The sequence below is a fragment of the Cellulomonas endometrii genome (assembly GCF_949769265.1).
In the GTDB taxonomy this organism is placed as follows: Bacteria; Actinomycetota; Actinomycetes; order Actinomycetales; family Cellulomonadaceae; genus Cellulomonas; species Cellulomonas endometrii.
Map to the genome: position 1 here is coordinate 1 of NZ_CATKPC010000034.1, position 14,276 is coordinate 14,276.

At 76.1% G+C, this 14,276-nt stretch carries 14 protein-coding genes, 3 tRNA genes and 1 pseudogene; 5 read left to right on the plus strand and 13 right to left on the minus strand.

Annotated elements, in window-relative coordinates:
• Positions 1 to 1,699 (minus strand): mechanosensitive ion channel domain-containing protein (locus QNH85_RS19670; protein ID WP_282949123.1); only part of this gene is annotated, 1,699 nt, incomplete at its 3' end.
• A 128-nt stretch (positions 1,700 to 1,827) separates the two neighbouring features.
• Between QNH85_RS19670 and surE the strand changes: the two genes are divergently transcribed.
• Entirely contained in the window at positions 1,828 to 2,610 is a 783-nt protein-coding gene (gene surE / locus QNH85_RS19675) for a 5'/3'-nucleotidase SurE (protein ID WP_282949125.1), read from the plus strand.
• A 29-nt stretch (positions 2,611 to 2,639) separates the two neighbouring features.
• Here the strand turns inward: surE and QNH85_RS19680 are convergent, their stop codons facing one another.
• The 6 genes from QNH85_RS19680 to QNH85_RS19705 are packed head-to-tail and all read right to left on the minus strand — an operon-like array spanning position 2,640 to position 8,070.
• Positions 2,640 to 3,512 (minus strand): prenyltransferase, encoded by an 873-nt coding sequence (locus tag QNH85_RS19680; protein ID WP_282949126.1) that lies wholly within the window; start codon positions 3,510 to 3,512, stop codon positions 2,640 to 2,642.
• Positions 3,509 to 3,856: a lycopene cyclase domain-containing protein gene (locus QNH85_RS19685; protein WP_282949128.1), complete on the minus strand. Its 348-nt coding sequence runs from the start codon at positions 3,854 to 3,856 to the stop codon at positions 3,509 to 3,511. The genes QNH85_RS19680 and QNH85_RS19685 overlap by 4 nt, the downstream gene beginning before the upstream one ends.
• Complete coding sequence (locus tag QNH85_RS19690; RefSeq protein ID WP_282949131.1) at positions 3,853 to 4,200, minus strand: lycopene cyclase domain-containing protein; 348 nt, start codon at positions 4,198 to 4,200, stop codon at positions 3,853 to 3,855. Before QNH85_RS19690 ends, QNH85_RS19685 begins: the two co-directional genes overlap by 4 nt.
• The gene (gene crtI / locus QNH85_RS19695; RefSeq protein WP_282949133.1) at positions 4,197 to 5,912 is read right to left on the minus strand and encodes a phytoene desaturase family protein; all 1,716 of its coding nucleotides are present in this window, start codon (positions 5,910 to 5,912) and stop codon (positions 4,197 to 4,199) included. Before crtI ends, QNH85_RS19690 begins: the two co-directional genes overlap by 4 nt.
• A complete protein-coding gene (locus QNH85_RS19700; protein WP_346016356.1) occupies positions 5,909 to 6,907 on the minus strand; it encodes a phytoene/squalene synthase family protein in 999 nt (332 codons plus the stop codon). Before QNH85_RS19700 ends, crtI begins: the two co-directional genes overlap by 4 nt.
• Positions 6,904 to 8,070, minus strand: a complete 1,167-nt coding sequence (locus QNH85_RS19705; RefSeq protein WP_282949135.1) for a polyprenyl synthetase family protein — start codon at positions 8,068 to 8,070, stop codon at positions 6,904 to 6,906. Before QNH85_RS19705 ends, QNH85_RS19700 begins: the two co-directional genes overlap by 4 nt.
• Before the next feature lie 226 nt (positions 8,071 to 8,296).
• On the opposite strand from QNH85_RS19705, the gene galE reads away from it, so the two are divergent.
• Positions 8,297 to 9,256, plus strand: coding sequence for a UDP-glucose 4-epimerase GalE (galE, locus tag QNH85_RS19710; protein ID WP_282949136.1), 960 nt, complete (start codon positions 8,297 to 8,299; stop codon positions 9,254 to 9,256).
• A gap of 57 nt (positions 9,257 to 9,313) precedes the next feature.
• On the opposite strand, the gene QNH85_RS19715 is transcribed toward galE, so the two are convergent.
• From QNH85_RS19715 to QNH85_RS19730, 4 genes are read right to left on the minus strand one after another with little or no spacing between them, the layout of a single operon-like run.
• Positions 9,314 to 10,240 carry an LLM class flavin-dependent oxidoreductase gene (locus QNH85_RS19715; RefSeq protein ID WP_282949138.1) on the minus strand — a complete coding sequence of 309 codons (927 nt, stop codon included), beginning with the start codon at positions 10,238 to 10,240 and terminating at the stop codon, positions 9,314 to 9,316.
• A 23-nt stretch (positions 10,241 to 10,263) separates the two neighbouring features.
• A complete protein-coding gene (locus QNH85_RS19720; protein WP_282949140.1) occupies positions 10,264 to 11,178 on the minus strand; it encodes a cation diffusion facilitator family transporter in 915 nt (304 codons plus the stop codon).
• A complete protein-coding gene (locus QNH85_RS19725; protein WP_282949142.1) occupies positions 11,145 to 11,525 on the minus strand; it encodes an ArsR/SmtB family transcription factor in 381 nt (126 codons plus the stop codon). Before QNH85_RS19725 ends, QNH85_RS19720 begins: the two co-directional genes overlap by 34 nt.
• 34 nt (positions 11,526 to 11,559) lie before the next feature.
• A complete protein-coding gene (locus tag QNH85_RS19730) occupies positions 11,560 to 11,904 on the minus strand; it encodes a metallopeptidase family protein (protein WP_282949148.1) in 345 nt (114 codons plus the stop codon).
• 96 nt (positions 11,905 to 12,000) lie between these two features.
• Between QNH85_RS19730 and QNH85_RS19735 the strand changes: the two genes are divergently transcribed.
• The 3 genes from QNH85_RS19735 (at position 12,001) to QNH85_RS19745 (ending at position 12,297) form a co-directional block, all read left to right on the plus strand.
• Positions 12,001 to 12,073: transfer RNA gene (locus QNH85_RS19735), tRNA-Glu, on the plus strand.
• A 36-nt stretch (positions 12,074 to 12,109) separates the two neighbouring features.
• Positions 12,110 to 12,183, plus strand: a tRNA-Asp gene (locus tag QNH85_RS19740).
• Between the two features lie 41 nt (positions 12,184 to 12,224).
• Positions 12,225 to 12,297: transfer RNA gene (locus QNH85_RS19745), tRNA-Phe, on the plus strand.
• Positions 12,298 to 12,370: 73 nt separating this feature from the next.
• On the opposite strand, the gene QNH85_RS19750 is transcribed toward QNH85_RS19745, so the two are convergent.
• Positions 12,371 to 14,089 (minus strand): sensor histidine kinase, encoded by a 1,719-nt coding sequence (locus QNH85_RS19750; protein ID WP_282949144.1) that lies wholly within the window; start codon positions 14,087 to 14,089, stop codon positions 12,371 to 12,373.
• Positions 14,086 to 14,276, minus strand: a pseudogene (locus QNH85_RS19755) (hypothetical protein); the annotation flags it as partial. The pseudogene QNH85_RS19755 and the gene QNH85_RS19750, both read right to left, overlap by 4 nt.

The window sequence follows — 14,276 nt, forward strand, 5'->3', positions numbered from 1 at the left end:
CGGTCGCCTCCGGCGTCGGCGCGGTTCCGGCCTGCGCGGGCGTCGGCGTCCCGGGCACGGCCGGGGGCGTCACGTCCGCGGTGCGCGGCGTCCCGGTCCCCGGCACCGACGCCACGCCCGCGGTACCCGGCGTCCCGGTCCCCGGCACCGACGCCACGCCCGCGGTACCCGGCGTCCCGGTCCCCGGCACCGACGCCACGCCCGCGGTACCCGGCGTCCCGGTCCCGGCGCCCGGCACCTCGCCCGAGGTCGTCGCCCCGACCGCGGCCAGTCCGCTGCCGGCGGTCGCGGTCCCCGTCGCCGCGCCGACCGCGGGGTCGGGCGCAGCGGGCGCCCCGCCCTCGGCCGACACCGGCACCGCCGCGGTGCCCGGGGCGTCCTGCGCCCGGCGTCCGCCGGAGGACCGCCCGGGAGTCGGCTCGGTCTCGTCGCGACCCTCGGCGGCGTGCTCCTCGCGCTCGGCGATGACGTCCTCGCCGGGGCCGGTGAACGACCGCGACCGCTCCTTCGCCTGGACGCTGCCGGTGAACAGGCGGGCGTCGAGCTGCCCCGTCTCCGGTCGCGGCTCGACGGCGGCGTGCGAGCCGGTCGCCGGCCGCGGGCGCGCGGTGGGCAGCGCGGCCCCCTGCGTGGTCTCGATGCGGGTGCGGGGCAGGCCCTGCGGCGCGCTGCCCTGCAGGTACTGCACGAGTCCCTCCCGCAGGTAGCAGCGCAGGTCGAACAGGGTGGGCGCGTCCACGGCGCTGGCGAGCGCCCGCAGGCGCACCCAGCCGTTGACCGCGTCGGTGACCTGAAGGATCCCCACCCGCTGGTCCCACAAATCCGTGGCCGCGAGCAGCCGGTTCAGCTCGGCGCGCAGGTCGTCGACGGGCACCTGCCAGTCGACGTCCAGCTCGACGGTGCCGAGCAGCTCGGCGGCGCGGCGGGTCCAGTTCTCGAACGGGGTCTGCGTGAAGTACGTCGACGGCAGGATGAGGCGCCGGTCGTCCCACACGTGCACCACGACGTAGGTGAGGGTGATCTCCTCGATCCGGCCCCACTCCTCCTCGACGATCACGACGTCGTCGACGCGGATGGCGTCCGTGAACGCGAGCTGGAGCCCGGCGAACACGTTGGCGAGGCTGCTCTGCGCCGCGAGGCCGGCGACGATCGACAGCACGCCGGCGGACGCGAGCAGGCTGGCGCCGAACGCGCTGACGCCCGGGAACGTCAGCAGCACCGCGGCGACGGCGACGACCACGAGGATCGCGACGGTGATCCGGCGCAGCAGCTGGATCTGGGTCCGCACGCGGCGGGCGTGCCGGTTGTCCTTCACGTCGACGCGGTAGCGGGACAGCGCGGCGTCCTCCGCCACGAACGCCAGCGTCCCGACCAGCCAGGTCGCGGTGCCGATGAGGGCGATGAGCAGGACGTGCCCGAGCGCCCCCATCCAGCCCGACGACTCCCAGGTCGCGTCCGGCACCGAGATGCGCAGGGCGACCCACACCGCGATGACGACGAGCACCGCGCGCAGCGGCCGCTTCGCCCGCCGGGCGAGGTCGGCGGCCACGACGGACTTCCTGGCCAGGGACCGCACCAGGATGCCGACGAGGACCGCCACGAGGAACGCGACGACCACCGCCCCGGCGACGGAGAGGATCGGGACGAGGACGTCCTGGGCGGTGTCGACGGTGTCGTCTTCGAGTGCTGCACGGATCACGGCAGCCATCCGACCACGTGACGTCGACGACTGCCCACCGCAGGAGGGCAGCGCGACGGACCCTCCGCACGACCTGCACACGCCGGTCCGGGGGTGCGGGACGTGCGCGCGCACGCCAGCATGGGCCGATGCGCGTGCTGGTGACCAACGACGACGGGATCGCGTCCCCGGGGCTGGCCGTGCTGGCGCGGGTGGCGGTCGAGGCGGGCGCGGACGAGGTGGTGGTCGCGGCGCCGGCGCGCGACGCCAGCGGCGCGAGCGCGTCGCTGTACGGCGCCGAGCACGACGGCCGCCTGGTGGTCGACCGCACGGACGCCCCGGGCCTGCCGCCGGGCGTCGGGTCGTTCGCTGTGCACGCCTCGCCCGCGCTCATCGCCTTCGTCGCGGCGCACGGGGGCTTCGGCGGGCGGCCCGACGTGGTCCTCTCCGGCGTGAACCGCGGCGCCAACACCGGTCATGCGGTCCTGCACTCCGGCACGGTGGGCGCGGCGCTCTCGGCCGCCACGCAGGGCGTGCGCGGCATGGCGGTGTCGATCGCGGCCGCGCGCCCAGAGCACTGGGCGACGGCCGGCGTCTACGCGGCGCACGTCCTGGAGTGGCTGGTCGAGCAGCCCGGGCTGCCGGACCGGGCGGTGAACCTCAACGTGCCGGACCGGGCCGTCGCGGACGTCCGGGGGCTGCGCCGCGCGCCGCTCGCCGCGTTCGGCTCGGTGCAGGCGACCGTCGAGGAGGTCGAGCAGGGCGCCCTGCAGCTCAGGTACGCGGAGGTCCCCGCGTCGCGGGAGTCCGACACCGACGCCGGCCTGCTGCTGCGGGGCTGGGCGACCGTCACGCTGGTGCACGCCCCCGCCTTCGACGCGGACGCGGCGCTGCCCGAGCTCACGGGCCCGCTGGACCCGCCGGCGCCGTGACGGGGCCGGGCCGCGCCGGACCGGACCGCTCAGCCCGTCAGCGCGATCGCGATCAGCAGCATCGTCACCAGCCAGCCGGCGACGAGGTTGAGCCAGAGGAACCGGCGCCACCCCGCGTTGGCCCGCTCGCAGTCGTCGTCCCGGACGGACCAGAACGCCGCCGTGCTGGCCGCGTAGGGCAGGGGCAGCAGCGCGGCGAGCCACCCCGGCCACGGCAGGGCGAGCAGGACCACCGCGGCGAGCACGTACCCGACGGTCGCGGCCACGACGGTGGCGTGCGCGCCGAGCACCGTCGCGACGGACGCGATGCCGCCCTCCCGGTCGGCCCGGACGTCCTGCACCGCCCCGAAGGCGTGCGACGCCATCCCCCACAGCAGGAACGCGACGAGCACCGGCCACACGGACCGGCTGCCCAGGTCCGCGCCGACGAGCACCAGCGCGTAGAGCAGCGGCCCGACGAAGTGCATCGCGGAGGTCGCCGAGTCCAGCACCGGGCGCTCCTTGAACCGCAGCACCGGCGCGGAGTACGCCACGACCAGGAACACGACGACGAGCAGGGTCAGCGCGGCGGCGGCGGACCCGACGGCCAGCAGGTAGACCAGGAACGGCAGCACCGACAGGGCGCTCGCCCACAGGATGCGCCGGTGCACGGTCCGGGCGACCGCCGGGTCCGCGAGCGCGCCCTCGATGCCGCCCTTGCGCGGGTTCCGCAGGTCGGAGGCGTAGTCGAACACGTCGTTCACGCCGTACATCAGCAGGTTGTACGGGACCAGGAAGAACAGCGTCCCGATGACGAACGTCGCGTCGACCCGCCCGCCGGTGGCCATCAGGTACCCCGCGGCGAACGGGTAGGCGGTGTTGATCCACGAGAACGGCCGCGAGGCCGCGAGCACCTGCCTCACGCGGCGCCCTCCCCGGCGGCGGGCGCGGCGGGCGCGGCCGGATCACCGGCGCGGCGCGCGGACCGACGCTCCAGCACGGTCCACACCACCGGCATGGCCAGGGAGGCCGCGATCGCGTAGGCGAAGTCCTCCAGCGGCGCCCCCCACAGGTAGACGCCGAGGATCTTGTCCTCGTCGAACGCGTACAGGTCGGCCGCGATCATCAGGGTGTCGAAGATCATCGTCAGGACGCACAGGTGGAACGCGGTCCACACGAGCGCCCACGGTCGCAGGCCCCGCAGCACGCGCCACGAGACGGCCACCAGCGCGACGAGCACCAGGACGTTCAGCACGATGTTCGTCACCGGGTCGCCTCCTCGCGGCCGGCGCGGGCCCGGAGCGCCGCCTGCCGGTCGAACCACCGCCACGCGAGCAGGGCGACGTAGCAGAGCAGCGTGAGGAACACGGCCTCCTCGACGGGCAGGTCGGGCGCGAGCAGCAGGCCGGTCATGTGCGGGCTCTCCCCCCGGGCGAAGATGCCGAGCACCAGCCCCGCGACGTCCCAGAGCAGGAACCCGGCGACGCCGACCGCCAGGCACACCGCGGTCCGCCGTGGGTGCGCCCAGAACGCGAGCCGGAACCGCCGGTCGATCGTCGCGAGCCCGCCGAGGGACAGCAGCAGCGCCCCCAGGTAGAGGAACCCCGTCACCGGACCCCCGCCGTCGCGCCGGCCGTCGCGTCCGCCGGGCTGCCGGCCGTCCCGCCGTGCTCGGCCCACGTGCCCCGCGGGCGGGCCGCGGTAAGGAACCCGTGCCGCAGCGGCGTCGGCAGCGGGCGCGGGGACGTCTCGCCGAGCAGCCGCTTGGCGACGAGCTCGGCGCTGATCAGGCACATCGGCAGCCCCACGCCGGGCACCGTACCGCCTCCGACGTGCAGGAGGTTGGGCACCTTCGCGGACCGGTCGCCGGGCCGGAACATCGCGCTCTGCGCGAGCGTGTGCTCCATGCCGAGCGCCGTCCCCCGCCAGGCGGAGAAGTCCCGGGCGAAGTCCGCCGGCCCGACGACGCGCCGCGTGACGACGCGCTCCCGCAGGCCGGGGACGCCGGCCCAGCGGCCCACCTGGTCGAGGTACCGGTCCGCGTAGGAGTCGAGCTCCGCCTGCCCCGCCGGGCCCGCGCCGATGGCGGGGTCCGCGGGGAACGGCACGAGCAGGAAGAGGTTCTCGTGGCCTGCGGGCGCGGCGCCGGGGTCGGTGGCGGTGGTCCGCGAGACGTACAGGGAGGCCGTGTCCGGCACGCGCAGGTCCTCCGGGCGCGACGACTTCCCGGCACCGAGGATCGCGTCGAAGTTGCCCGGCCAGTCGCGGGTGAAGAACAGCGAGTGGTGCGCGAGCTCCGGCAGGGCGCCCCGCACCCCGGCCATCACGAGCAGCGCCGAGATCCCCGGCCCCCGGTCCGTCCACCACTGCTCGGGCAGGCTCCGGTGCTCGGCGGGCAGCAGCGCGGTCTCGGTGTGGAACAGGTCAGCGCCCGAGACGACGACGTCGGCCGGCACGACCTCCCCCGACGCGAGGCGCACCCCCCGCGCGACCCCCGTCCGGCGCGGGTGGCGCACCGACCGGGCCGCGTCGTCCACCTCGACGGCGACGACGTCCGCGCCCGTGCGGATCCGCACGCCGTGCCGCACCGCCAGCCGCTCGATCGCCTCGATGACGGTGTACATGCCGCCGCGCGGGTACTGCACGCCGTCGACCAGGTCGAGGTGGCTCATCAGCGAGTACAGGGCGGGCACCCGGTACGGCGACGAGCCGAGGAACACCGCGTGGTACCCGAGCACCTGCCGCAGAACCGGGTGGTCCGTGGTCCGCGCGACCTTCTGCGCGAGCGTCTGGGTGAGCAGCGACGCGAGCGTGCCGGCGCGCCAGGCGACATCACCGGTGACCGCCCGGCCGGGGCGCGCGAACGTCGTGTACAGGAAGTGGTCCAGGGCCGTCCGGTACGCCTCGGAGGACTCGGCGGTGTAGCGGCGGAACGCCTCCCCCGCGCCGGGCTCCATCCGCTCGAACAGGGCGAAGTTGGCCTCCGGGTCCGCGGTCACGTCGAACGGCTCCGCGGCGGCGCCCGGGCCCGCCGCGGGGTCGGGCTCGGGGAACAGCCGGTACGCCGGGTCCAGCCGCACCAGGTCGACGTGGTCCTCGATGCGCTCCCCGAGCAGCGCGAAGAAGTGCGCGAACACCTCGGGCATGAAGTACCAGGACGGCCCGGTGTCGAACCGGAACCCGTCGACCTCGAGCGTGCCGGTGCGCCCGCCGACCCGGTCGTGCCGCTCCAGCAGCGTGACGTCCGCACCGCCCCGCGCGAGCAGCGTCGCGGTCGCGAGGCCGCCGATCCCGCCGCCGACCACGACCACCCGACCCGTCACGCAGCACCTCCGTCGTCCGTCGTCCGTGCCGGCGGTCCGCCGGCCGTCCTCCTGCGCACGCGCGCCCGCGCGGCGTCCGCCGCCTGGCCCGCGACCGTCCCGGCCACCACCGCGAGCTTGCGCGGCGTGCTCACCCGCACCCGCGTCGCGAGCACCTGCGCCGGCGGCGTGGCCGCGAGGTCCGCCAGCAGCCGGTCGTACAGCGCGAGCGTCGCGGCCACGGCGGTCCGGGCCCGCCGCGGCAGCCGGGGCAGGGCCGCCCGCGCCCGCGCGAGGTCGTCCCCGATCTCGTCGAGGATCGCCGCGAGCTGCGCGTCGGTCGGGCCCTGCGGGCTCACGCCGGGGAAGTAGCAGCGGCCGAGCTCGCCGGAGTCGGCGCCCAGGTCCCGCAGGAAGTTGATCTTCTGGAACGCCGCCCCCAGGGCCCGCGCGCCGTCGACCGTCGGGGCGTCGGGCCGCCGCACCGGCTCGCCCGGCCGGCGGTCGGCGTTGAGGAACACCTGCAGGCACATGAGGCCGACCACCTCGGCGGACCCGTAGACGTAGCGCAGGTAGGACGCCCGGTCGTGCACCTGCACCGTGAGGTCGGCCCGCATCGACGCGAAGAACGGGTCCACCTCCGCCGGGCCGATGCCGACCCGGCGGGCCGTGCGCGCGAAGGCGTGCACGACGAGGTTGGTCGACCAGCCGGACACCAGGGCGCGGGCGGTCTGCGCCTCGAGCTCGTCCAGCAGCGCGCCGGCGTCGTCCCCGCCGCGGGTGTCGACGACCTCGTCCGCGATCCGGACGAGCGCGTAGACGGCCTCGATGTCCCGGCGCGCCCGGGGGCCCAGCAGGCGGGTGCCCAGGCCGAACGACGTGGAGTAGCCGGCCAGCACGGCGCGGCTCGCCCGCGCGGCCGTCCGGTCGTACAGGGCCGCGGACGCCGCGCGGACCCCGTCGGCGGCCGGGCGGGCGGCGGTCGGGCGGCCGGCGGCCGGGCGGTCGGCGGTCACGCGGCGCACCCGGCCACGGCGTCCAGCATCTCGGTCAGGTAGCCCGCGAGCCCCGCCGGCAGGCCCTCCTCGGCGGCGGTCCGCGCGGTGCGCACGGCGTCCGCGCGCACCAGCCGCGCCTCCGCCAGGGCGCCGGAGCCCTGGATGACGTCGCGCACCCGGGCGGCCTCGTCCTCGGGCAGGTCCGGCCGGCCGACGCCGGCGTCCAGGACCGCCCGCTGGGCGGGGTCGGCGCGCAGGTACGCGAGCCGCAGCAGCTCGGTGCGCTTCCCCTCCCGCAGGTCGGACAGCACGGACTTGCCGGTGACCGCGGGGTCGCCGAACAGGCCCTGCTCGTCGTCGAGCAGCTGGAACGCGACGCCGAACGCCGTGCCGAACCGGTCGAGGACCCCCAGCACCCCGTCGTCGGCGCCGGCCAGCACCGCGCCGGCGGCGAGCGGCGCGCAGCAGGAGTACACGGCGGTCTTCAGCTCGGCGACCCGCAGCGCGTCCACCGCCGTGGGGCCGCGCAGCGCGCCCGTGACGTCGAGCAGCTCGCCGGCGACGGTGGTGTCGACCGCGCGGGCGAGGTCCTGCACCAGGCGCAGGCGGGTCTCCGCGGGCACGGGCGCCGACGCCACGAGCTCGAACGCGGCGGCGAGCGCGAGGTCCCCGCCCAGCAGGCCGGCGGCGAGCACCGGGCCGTCCGCGGCGGCTCCGACCACCCCCTGGGCCGCGAGCCGCCGGCGCGCCGCGCCCGTGACGTTCGGCCGGCCGCGACGGGTCTCGTCGTGGTCCAGCACGTCGTCGTGGACGAGCATCGCGGTGTGCAGCATCTCCTGCGCCGCCGCGACCGGGGCGACGGCCGGCAGGTCGGTCCCGCCCAGCCCGAGGTACGCGGCGAGCGTCAGGCGCGGGCGCATCAGCCGGCCGGCGCCGACCTGGGTGCCCACCGCGCGCCACAGCGCGGCGTGCTCCGCGGCCAGGTCCCGGGCGCGGGCGCGGCGGCGGGCCACGTCGTCGACCAGCAGCAGGCGGACGGCGCCGATGCCGTCCTCCACCCGGCTGGCCAGGACGGGCGCGTCGGTGGAGGCTGTCCGGGTGCGCGGCGTCGTGTGCGCGCGGGAGCCCGCGACCAGGCTCGCGGGTCCGGCCGCGTCGGTGCGGCTGCGGGCACTGCGCACGCGTCCTCCCCCGGGCTCGATGAGATGCTCAGCATACTGAGCATCTCCGGGGGCACCACCGGAGCGGCGCGTCCCCGCGTCGACGACCCTGCCGAGCACTCTGCCGCATCGGGGCCCCCGAGACGAGGGGTCCGGCACGACCGGCCCGCGCGGACAACCGGACAGCAACCACCGGATCCGATCAGGAAGCACCAGCAACGCGCGCCGTCCGCGCTAGGCTGGCGGCATGACGTGGATGGTGACCGGCGGGGCGGGGTACATCGGGTCGCACGTGGTGCGGGCGTTCGGGCAGGTGGGGATCGGCACCGTCTTGCTGGACGACCTGTCGTCGGGGCACCGCGGCTTCGTGCCCCAGGACGTGCCGTTCGTGCAGGGCTCGATCCTCGACACCCCGCTCGTGACCGAGGCGCTCCGGGAGCACGGGGTCACCGGCGTCGTGCACCTCGCGGGGTTCAAGTACGCCGGCGTCTCGGTCCAGCGGCCGCTGCACACGTACGAGCAGAACGTCACCGGCACCGCGCACCTGCTCGAGGCCATGGCCGCGGCCGACGTCCGCCGCATCGTGTTCTCCTCCAGCGCCGCCGTGTACGGCACGCCCGACGTCGACCTCGTCACCGAGGACACCCCGACCGCGCCGGAGTCCCCCTACGGGGAGTCGAAGCTCATCGGCGAGTGGCTGCTGCGCGACCAGGGCCGGGCGACCGAGCTGCACCACACGTCGCTGCGGTACTTCAACGTCGTCGGCTCCGGCACGCCCGAGCTCTACGACACCAGCCCGCACAACCTCTTCCCGCTGGTCCTCGACGCCCTCGCCCAGGGCCGGACGCCGCGGATCAACGGCACCGACTACGCCACGCCCGACGGCACCTGCGTCCGCGACTACGTGCACGTGGCCGACCTGGCCGTCTCGCACGTCGCCGCCGCCCGCGCCCTGGCGGAGGGCCGCGAGCTGCAGCGGGTCTACAACCTCGGCTCCGGGGACGGCGTCTCCGTGCGGGAGATCATGACCGCGATGGCCCAGGGCACCGGCATCGACTTCGAGCCCGAGATCGGCGCGCGCCGCCCCGGCGACCCGGCGCGGATCGTCGCGTCGGGCGAGGCCGCCGCGCGGGACCTCGACTGGGTCATGCGGCACACGCTCACGGAGATGGTCCAGAGCGCCTGGGAGGCGCGGCAGGCGCACTGACGCCCGGGCACGGCGCGGGCACGCCGCGCCGGCGCCCCGCAGCCGCCTCGACCCCGGTCAGCGACCGAGGCGGGACATCCCCTCCGCCAGCACGTCCTCGGACCCCGCGTAGATCCCCTCGGCGCGCGGCCAGTGCACCACCACGTCGGTGAACCCGAGGTCGGCGGCGCGCTCGACGCCCTCGACGAGCGTGTCCACCGACTCCAGGGAGAACACCGGGGCGCCGTCCAGGCTCAGGTACAGGTCCGGGACCCGGCCGTCGGGCGCCTGCCGGGCCGCGACCTCGCGCACCTGCTCGACCATCCCCGCGAGCCCGGTCCACCACGCCTCCTGCGCGGCCGACACCGGGCCCTCGACGTCCTCGGGGGCGAAGAGCGGCCCGTACGTCGCCCAGCCCTGCCCGTACCGGGCGGCGAGCGCCATCGTGCGGGGGCCGTTGGCGGCGATGACGAACGGCGTGCGGGGCCGGGCGATCGTCCCCGGGTGCATCCGCGCGTCGTGCGCCGCGTAGAACGTGCCCTCGTGGTCGGTGACCGGGTGGGTGAGCAGCCGGTCCAGCAGCTCCACGAACTCCTCGAACCGCCGGGTCCGCTCCCCGCGGGTGGGCGCCGGGCCGAGCACCCCCGCGTCGAACCCCTCCCCGCCGGCGCCGAGACCCAGCAGGAACCGGCCCTCCGCCACGTCGTCGAGGCCCATGACGTCCTTCGCGAACGGCACCGGGTGCCGGAAGTTCGGGGACGCCACCCAGGTGCCCAGCCGGATCCGCTCGGTGACCGCCGCAGCCGCGGCGAGCAGCGGCACCGTCGCGAACCAGGGCTCGTCGGCCAGCGACCGCCAGGCCAGGTGGTCGTACGTCCACGCGTGGTCGAAGCCGTACTCCTCCGCGCGCCGCCACACGTGCCGGGCCTGCGCCCAGCGCTCCTGCGGGAGGATCACCACGCCGAGGCGCGGGCGGGCGGGTGCGGGAGCGGCGGCGTCGGTCACGGACGCCAGCCTAGGACCCGTGCTCACGCGTGCGTCCGGGCCTCCCGCGACTCCGGCGGCTCGAGCTGGAACGTGCAGTGGTCGACGTCGAAGTGCCCGGACAGGCACCGGCGCAGGTCGCCGAGCACCCGGCCGGACTCGCCGCGGGCCAGCACGTCCGCCGGCACCTCGACGTGGGCGGACAGCACCGGCACCCCGGACGTGATGGTCCAGGCGTGCAGGTCGTGCACCCCGAGCACGCCAGGGACGCCGCAGATGTGCCGCCGGACGTCGTCGAGGTCCACCCCCGCCGGCGTCGCCTCCAGGAGCACGGCACCGACGTCGCGGAGCAGCGACCAGGCCCGCGGGGCGATCAGGACACCGATCAGCACCGAGGCGATCCCGTCCGCCGCGGCGAAGCCGGTCGTCAGCACGACGACCGCGGCGGCGATCACCGCGACGGACCCGAGCAGGTCGCCGAGCACCTCGAGGTAGGCGCCGCGGACGTTCAGCGACTCCTGCTGCCCGGGGCGGAGCAGCCCCAGGGCCACCGCGTTCGCCAGCAGGCCGACGACCGCGACGGCGAGCATCAGGCCGGCCTCGACGTCCCCCGGATCCGCGATCCGCCGGACGCCCCCGACGACGGCGCCGACCGCCACGACGGTGAGCACCAGCGCGTTCACGAGCGCCGCGAGGATCTCCGCCCGCTGCCAGCCGAACGTCCGCCGGGCCGTGGCCGGACGCCGCGCCAGCGAGGTCGCGACCAGGGCGAGCGTGACGCCCGCGGCGTCGGTGAGCATGTGCCCGGCGTCGGCGAGCAGCGCGAACGACCCGGACACCAGCCCGCCGGCCACCTCGACGACCAGGACGGTCAGCGTGATCGCGAGCACCGCCGCCAGCCGGCCCCGGTGCGCCTGGGCGGCCGTCACCCCGTGGTCGTGCCCGTGCCCGCTTCCCATCGTCGTCCCTCCGTCCGTGCGACCACCCGCTCGGCGGCGCCGAGCAGCTCGTCCAGCTCGGGGTCGGCCAGCGCGTACCGCGTCGCCCGGCCCTCCGGCGTGGCGACCACCAGCCCGGCCGTCCGCAGGGTGGCCAGGTGCGCCGAGACCGTCGACTGCGCGAGGCCCAGGGCCTCCGTCAGCTCGACGACCCGCCGCGACCCGTCCGCGAGCAGGTGGACGAGCGACAGCCGCGTCGGGTCCGCCAGCGCGTGCAGGACCCGGACGACGTCCTGGTGCGCGTGCGCACCACCGGCGCCGGTGTGGTCGTGCAGCACGGGCGGGACCCGTGACTCATCGTTGTTCATCGATGATATCGCTCCTCGTCGCTGAAAGGGAAGGCTACGCCCAGCCGAGCTCGTGCAGCCGGTCGTCGCCGATCCCGAAGTGGTGCGCCACCTCGTGCACCACCGTGACGGCGACCTCCTCGACCACCTCCTCCCGGTCCTCGCAGATCGCGAGCGTCGGACGACGGAAGATCGTGATCCGGTCCGGCAGCGACCCGGCCGCCCAGAACTCCCCCCGCTCCGTCAGGGGCACGCCCTCGTACAGCCCGAGCAGGTCCGGGTCGTCGGCCGGCGCGTCGTCCTCCACCAGCACCACGACGTTGTCCATCTGCGCGCCGAGCTCGGGCGGGATGCGGTCCAGACCGTCCCGCACGGCGTCCTCGAAGTCCTCCAGCGACATGTCGATCACGGGCCCATCTTGGCCGATTTGGGAGTTCGTCGATCCTCCCCGTATGATCGTCACCGGTCTGAAGACGCCTCGACGTCAGGGGCGCAAGCCCCCATCGTCTAGCGGCCCAGGACCCCGCCCTTTCACGGCGGTAGCACGGGTTCGAATCCCGTTGGGGGTACGAGCAGTGCATGTGGAAGAGTAGGTCTCACTACGAGGCCCCGTAGCGCAGTTGGTTAGCGCGCCGCCCTGTCACGGCGGAGGTCGCGGGTTCAAGTCCCGTCGGGGTCGCTCGATCACACCGGTCCATCTGGGCCGGTGTTGTCGTCCGAGGCTCTGTAGCTCAGTTGGTAGAGCGTTCGACTGAAAATCGAAAGGTCACCGGATCGACGCCGGTCGGAGCCACGTCGGAAGCCCCGCTCGCCTCAAGCGACGCGGGGCTTCGTCGTGCCCGGCCTCGCCGTTCCCGGCCCGCTCCTCAGGCCGCGCGGCGCCGCGGGAGCACCGCCGTGAACGTCGCGCCCTCCCCCTCGACGCTCGCGACCTCCATCGCCCCGCCGTGCGCGACGACGATCGACCGGGTGATCGCGAGCCCCAGCCCGACGCCGGGCACGGCGTTCCGGGTGGCGGTCGAGGTGCGGAAGAAGCGGCCGAACAGCCGGTCGACCTCGTCGGCGGGGATGCCCAGCCCGGTGTCCGCCACGGCGATGCGCACGTGGTCGACGCCGGAGGTGACCCGCACGGTGACGGAGCCGCCGGCCGGGGTCAGCTTCAGCGCGTTCGAGACGAGGTTGTCGCACACCTGCGCGAGGCGGCCGGGGTCCGCCCGCAGCGGCACCGGTCCGTCGGGCAGCACCGCGTCGAGCCGCACCCCCGCCCGGTCGGCCACCGGCCGGGACGCGGCCACCGCGCCCCGCGCGATCTCCGCGACGTCGACGTCCTCGAGCGCGAGCGGGAACCCGCCGGCGTCGACGCGCGCCGTGAACAGCAGGTCGTCGACGAGCCGCAGCAGGCGGTGCGCGTTCCGCTCGGCGACCTCGACGGACCGTTCCTGGTCGACGGTGAGGGGGTCGTCGCGGAGCAGCTCCAGGTGCCCGAGCATCGCGGAGACCGGGGTGCGGAGCTCGTGGGAGATCATCCCCGTGAACTGCTCCTGCAGCCGGGCCGCCTCGTGCGCCCGGCTGGCGTCGGTCGCGACGAACAGGTAGCCGACGGGCCGGCCGCCCCCGTCCTGCCGGACCGTGACGGAGACCTGCACCGGGACGGGCGACCCGTTCGCCCGCAGCCACGTCCACTCGGTGACGTCCGGCCGGCCGGGCGCGACGCCGGCCACCAGCGCCTCGAACGGCGTGGTGGTGCCGGTGCGCCGCCACTGCTCGTGCAGCTCGGCGGGCAGCACGACCTCGTCGATCCGCACGCGACCCTGCACCTGGGCGGGGCTGCGCCCCAGCAGGGCGGCGGCGCCCGGGTTCCACACGTCGACCACGCCGTCGAGCCCCGTGCCGATGACCGCCTGCTCGGTGACCGCGTCCAGCACGCTGCGGGTGAGGCGGTCGGCGGAGTGCAGCCGGGCGAGGTGCCCGCGCAGCCGCCGCGCCAGCTCGTTGACCGTGAGCGCCGCGAGTGCGTAGACGAACGGGACGAACACCGCGCGCCCCGGTGCGAGGCCGTCGGTGTCCCCCGTGCCGCCCGCCGGGAGCCACGGCAGCCAGGGCAGCAGCAGCGCGAGGCACGACGCCCCCGCCGCGAGCAGCACGGCCCACCGGCCCGGCTCCGCCGCGATCCAGATCAGCGGCAGCACGAGCATCGCCCCGAACAGGGAGGCGGACCCGCCCGTGCCCGCGCGCAGCAGGCCGATGGCCAGCACCGACAGGAGCGGCACCACGATCGCCCAGCCGTCGCCGGACCCCCAGGCGTCCGGGGCGTCGTCGGCGCCCCGCGGCTGCCGGCGGCGCGCGCGGGAGGGCCGCACCACAGCGAGGACGGCCAGCGCGGTGGCGAGCGCCATCACCGCGCCCGCGGCGAGCACCGTCGCGGCGTCGGTGACCACCGTGTCCGGCGCCACGGCCACGACGACGACGGCCACCACGGACGCCGCCAGGGTCGGCAGGTGCTTGAGCAGCACCGCACGGTCGGCCTTCGGGGCGGCACGCCGGCCCGTCGGCGGGCCGGCGGGCACGCCCCCGAGCGTGCTCACCGCGACCCCGCCCGGGTGGCGCCGCGGTCGTCCGCCGCGCGCAGCGCGCCCGAGCCGATGCCCCCGGTGTCCCGCACGATCTCCAGGGGCTCGACGGCGTCGCCGGTGCCGTGCCGCGACCAGTACCGCGCCGTCGCGCGCACCATCTCCGGGTCCAGGTAGTCCCGGACGGCGGTCTGGGACGCGA

Bases quoted from the DNA above. Each gene is read 5' to 3' on its own strand.
- surE (WP_282949125.1), top strand. From the start codon at position 1,828: ATGCGCGTGCTGGTGACCAACGACGACGGGATCGCGTCCCCGGGGCTG.
- galE (WP_282949136.1), top strand. From the start codon at position 8,297: ATGACGTGGATGGTGACCGGCGGGGCGGGGTACATCGGGTCGCACGTG.
- QNH85_RS19720 (WP_282949140.1), bottom strand. From the start codon at position 11,178: ATGGGAAGCGGGCACGGGCACGACCACGGGGTGACGGCCGCCCAGGCG.
- QNH85_RS19725 (WP_282949142.1), bottom strand. From the start codon at position 11,525: ATGAACAACGATGAGTCACGGGTCCCGCCCGTGCTGCACGACCACACC.
- QNH85_RS19730 (WP_282949148.1), bottom strand. From the start codon at position 11,904: ATGTCGCTGGAGGACTTCGAGGACGCCGTGCGGGACGGTCTGGACCGC.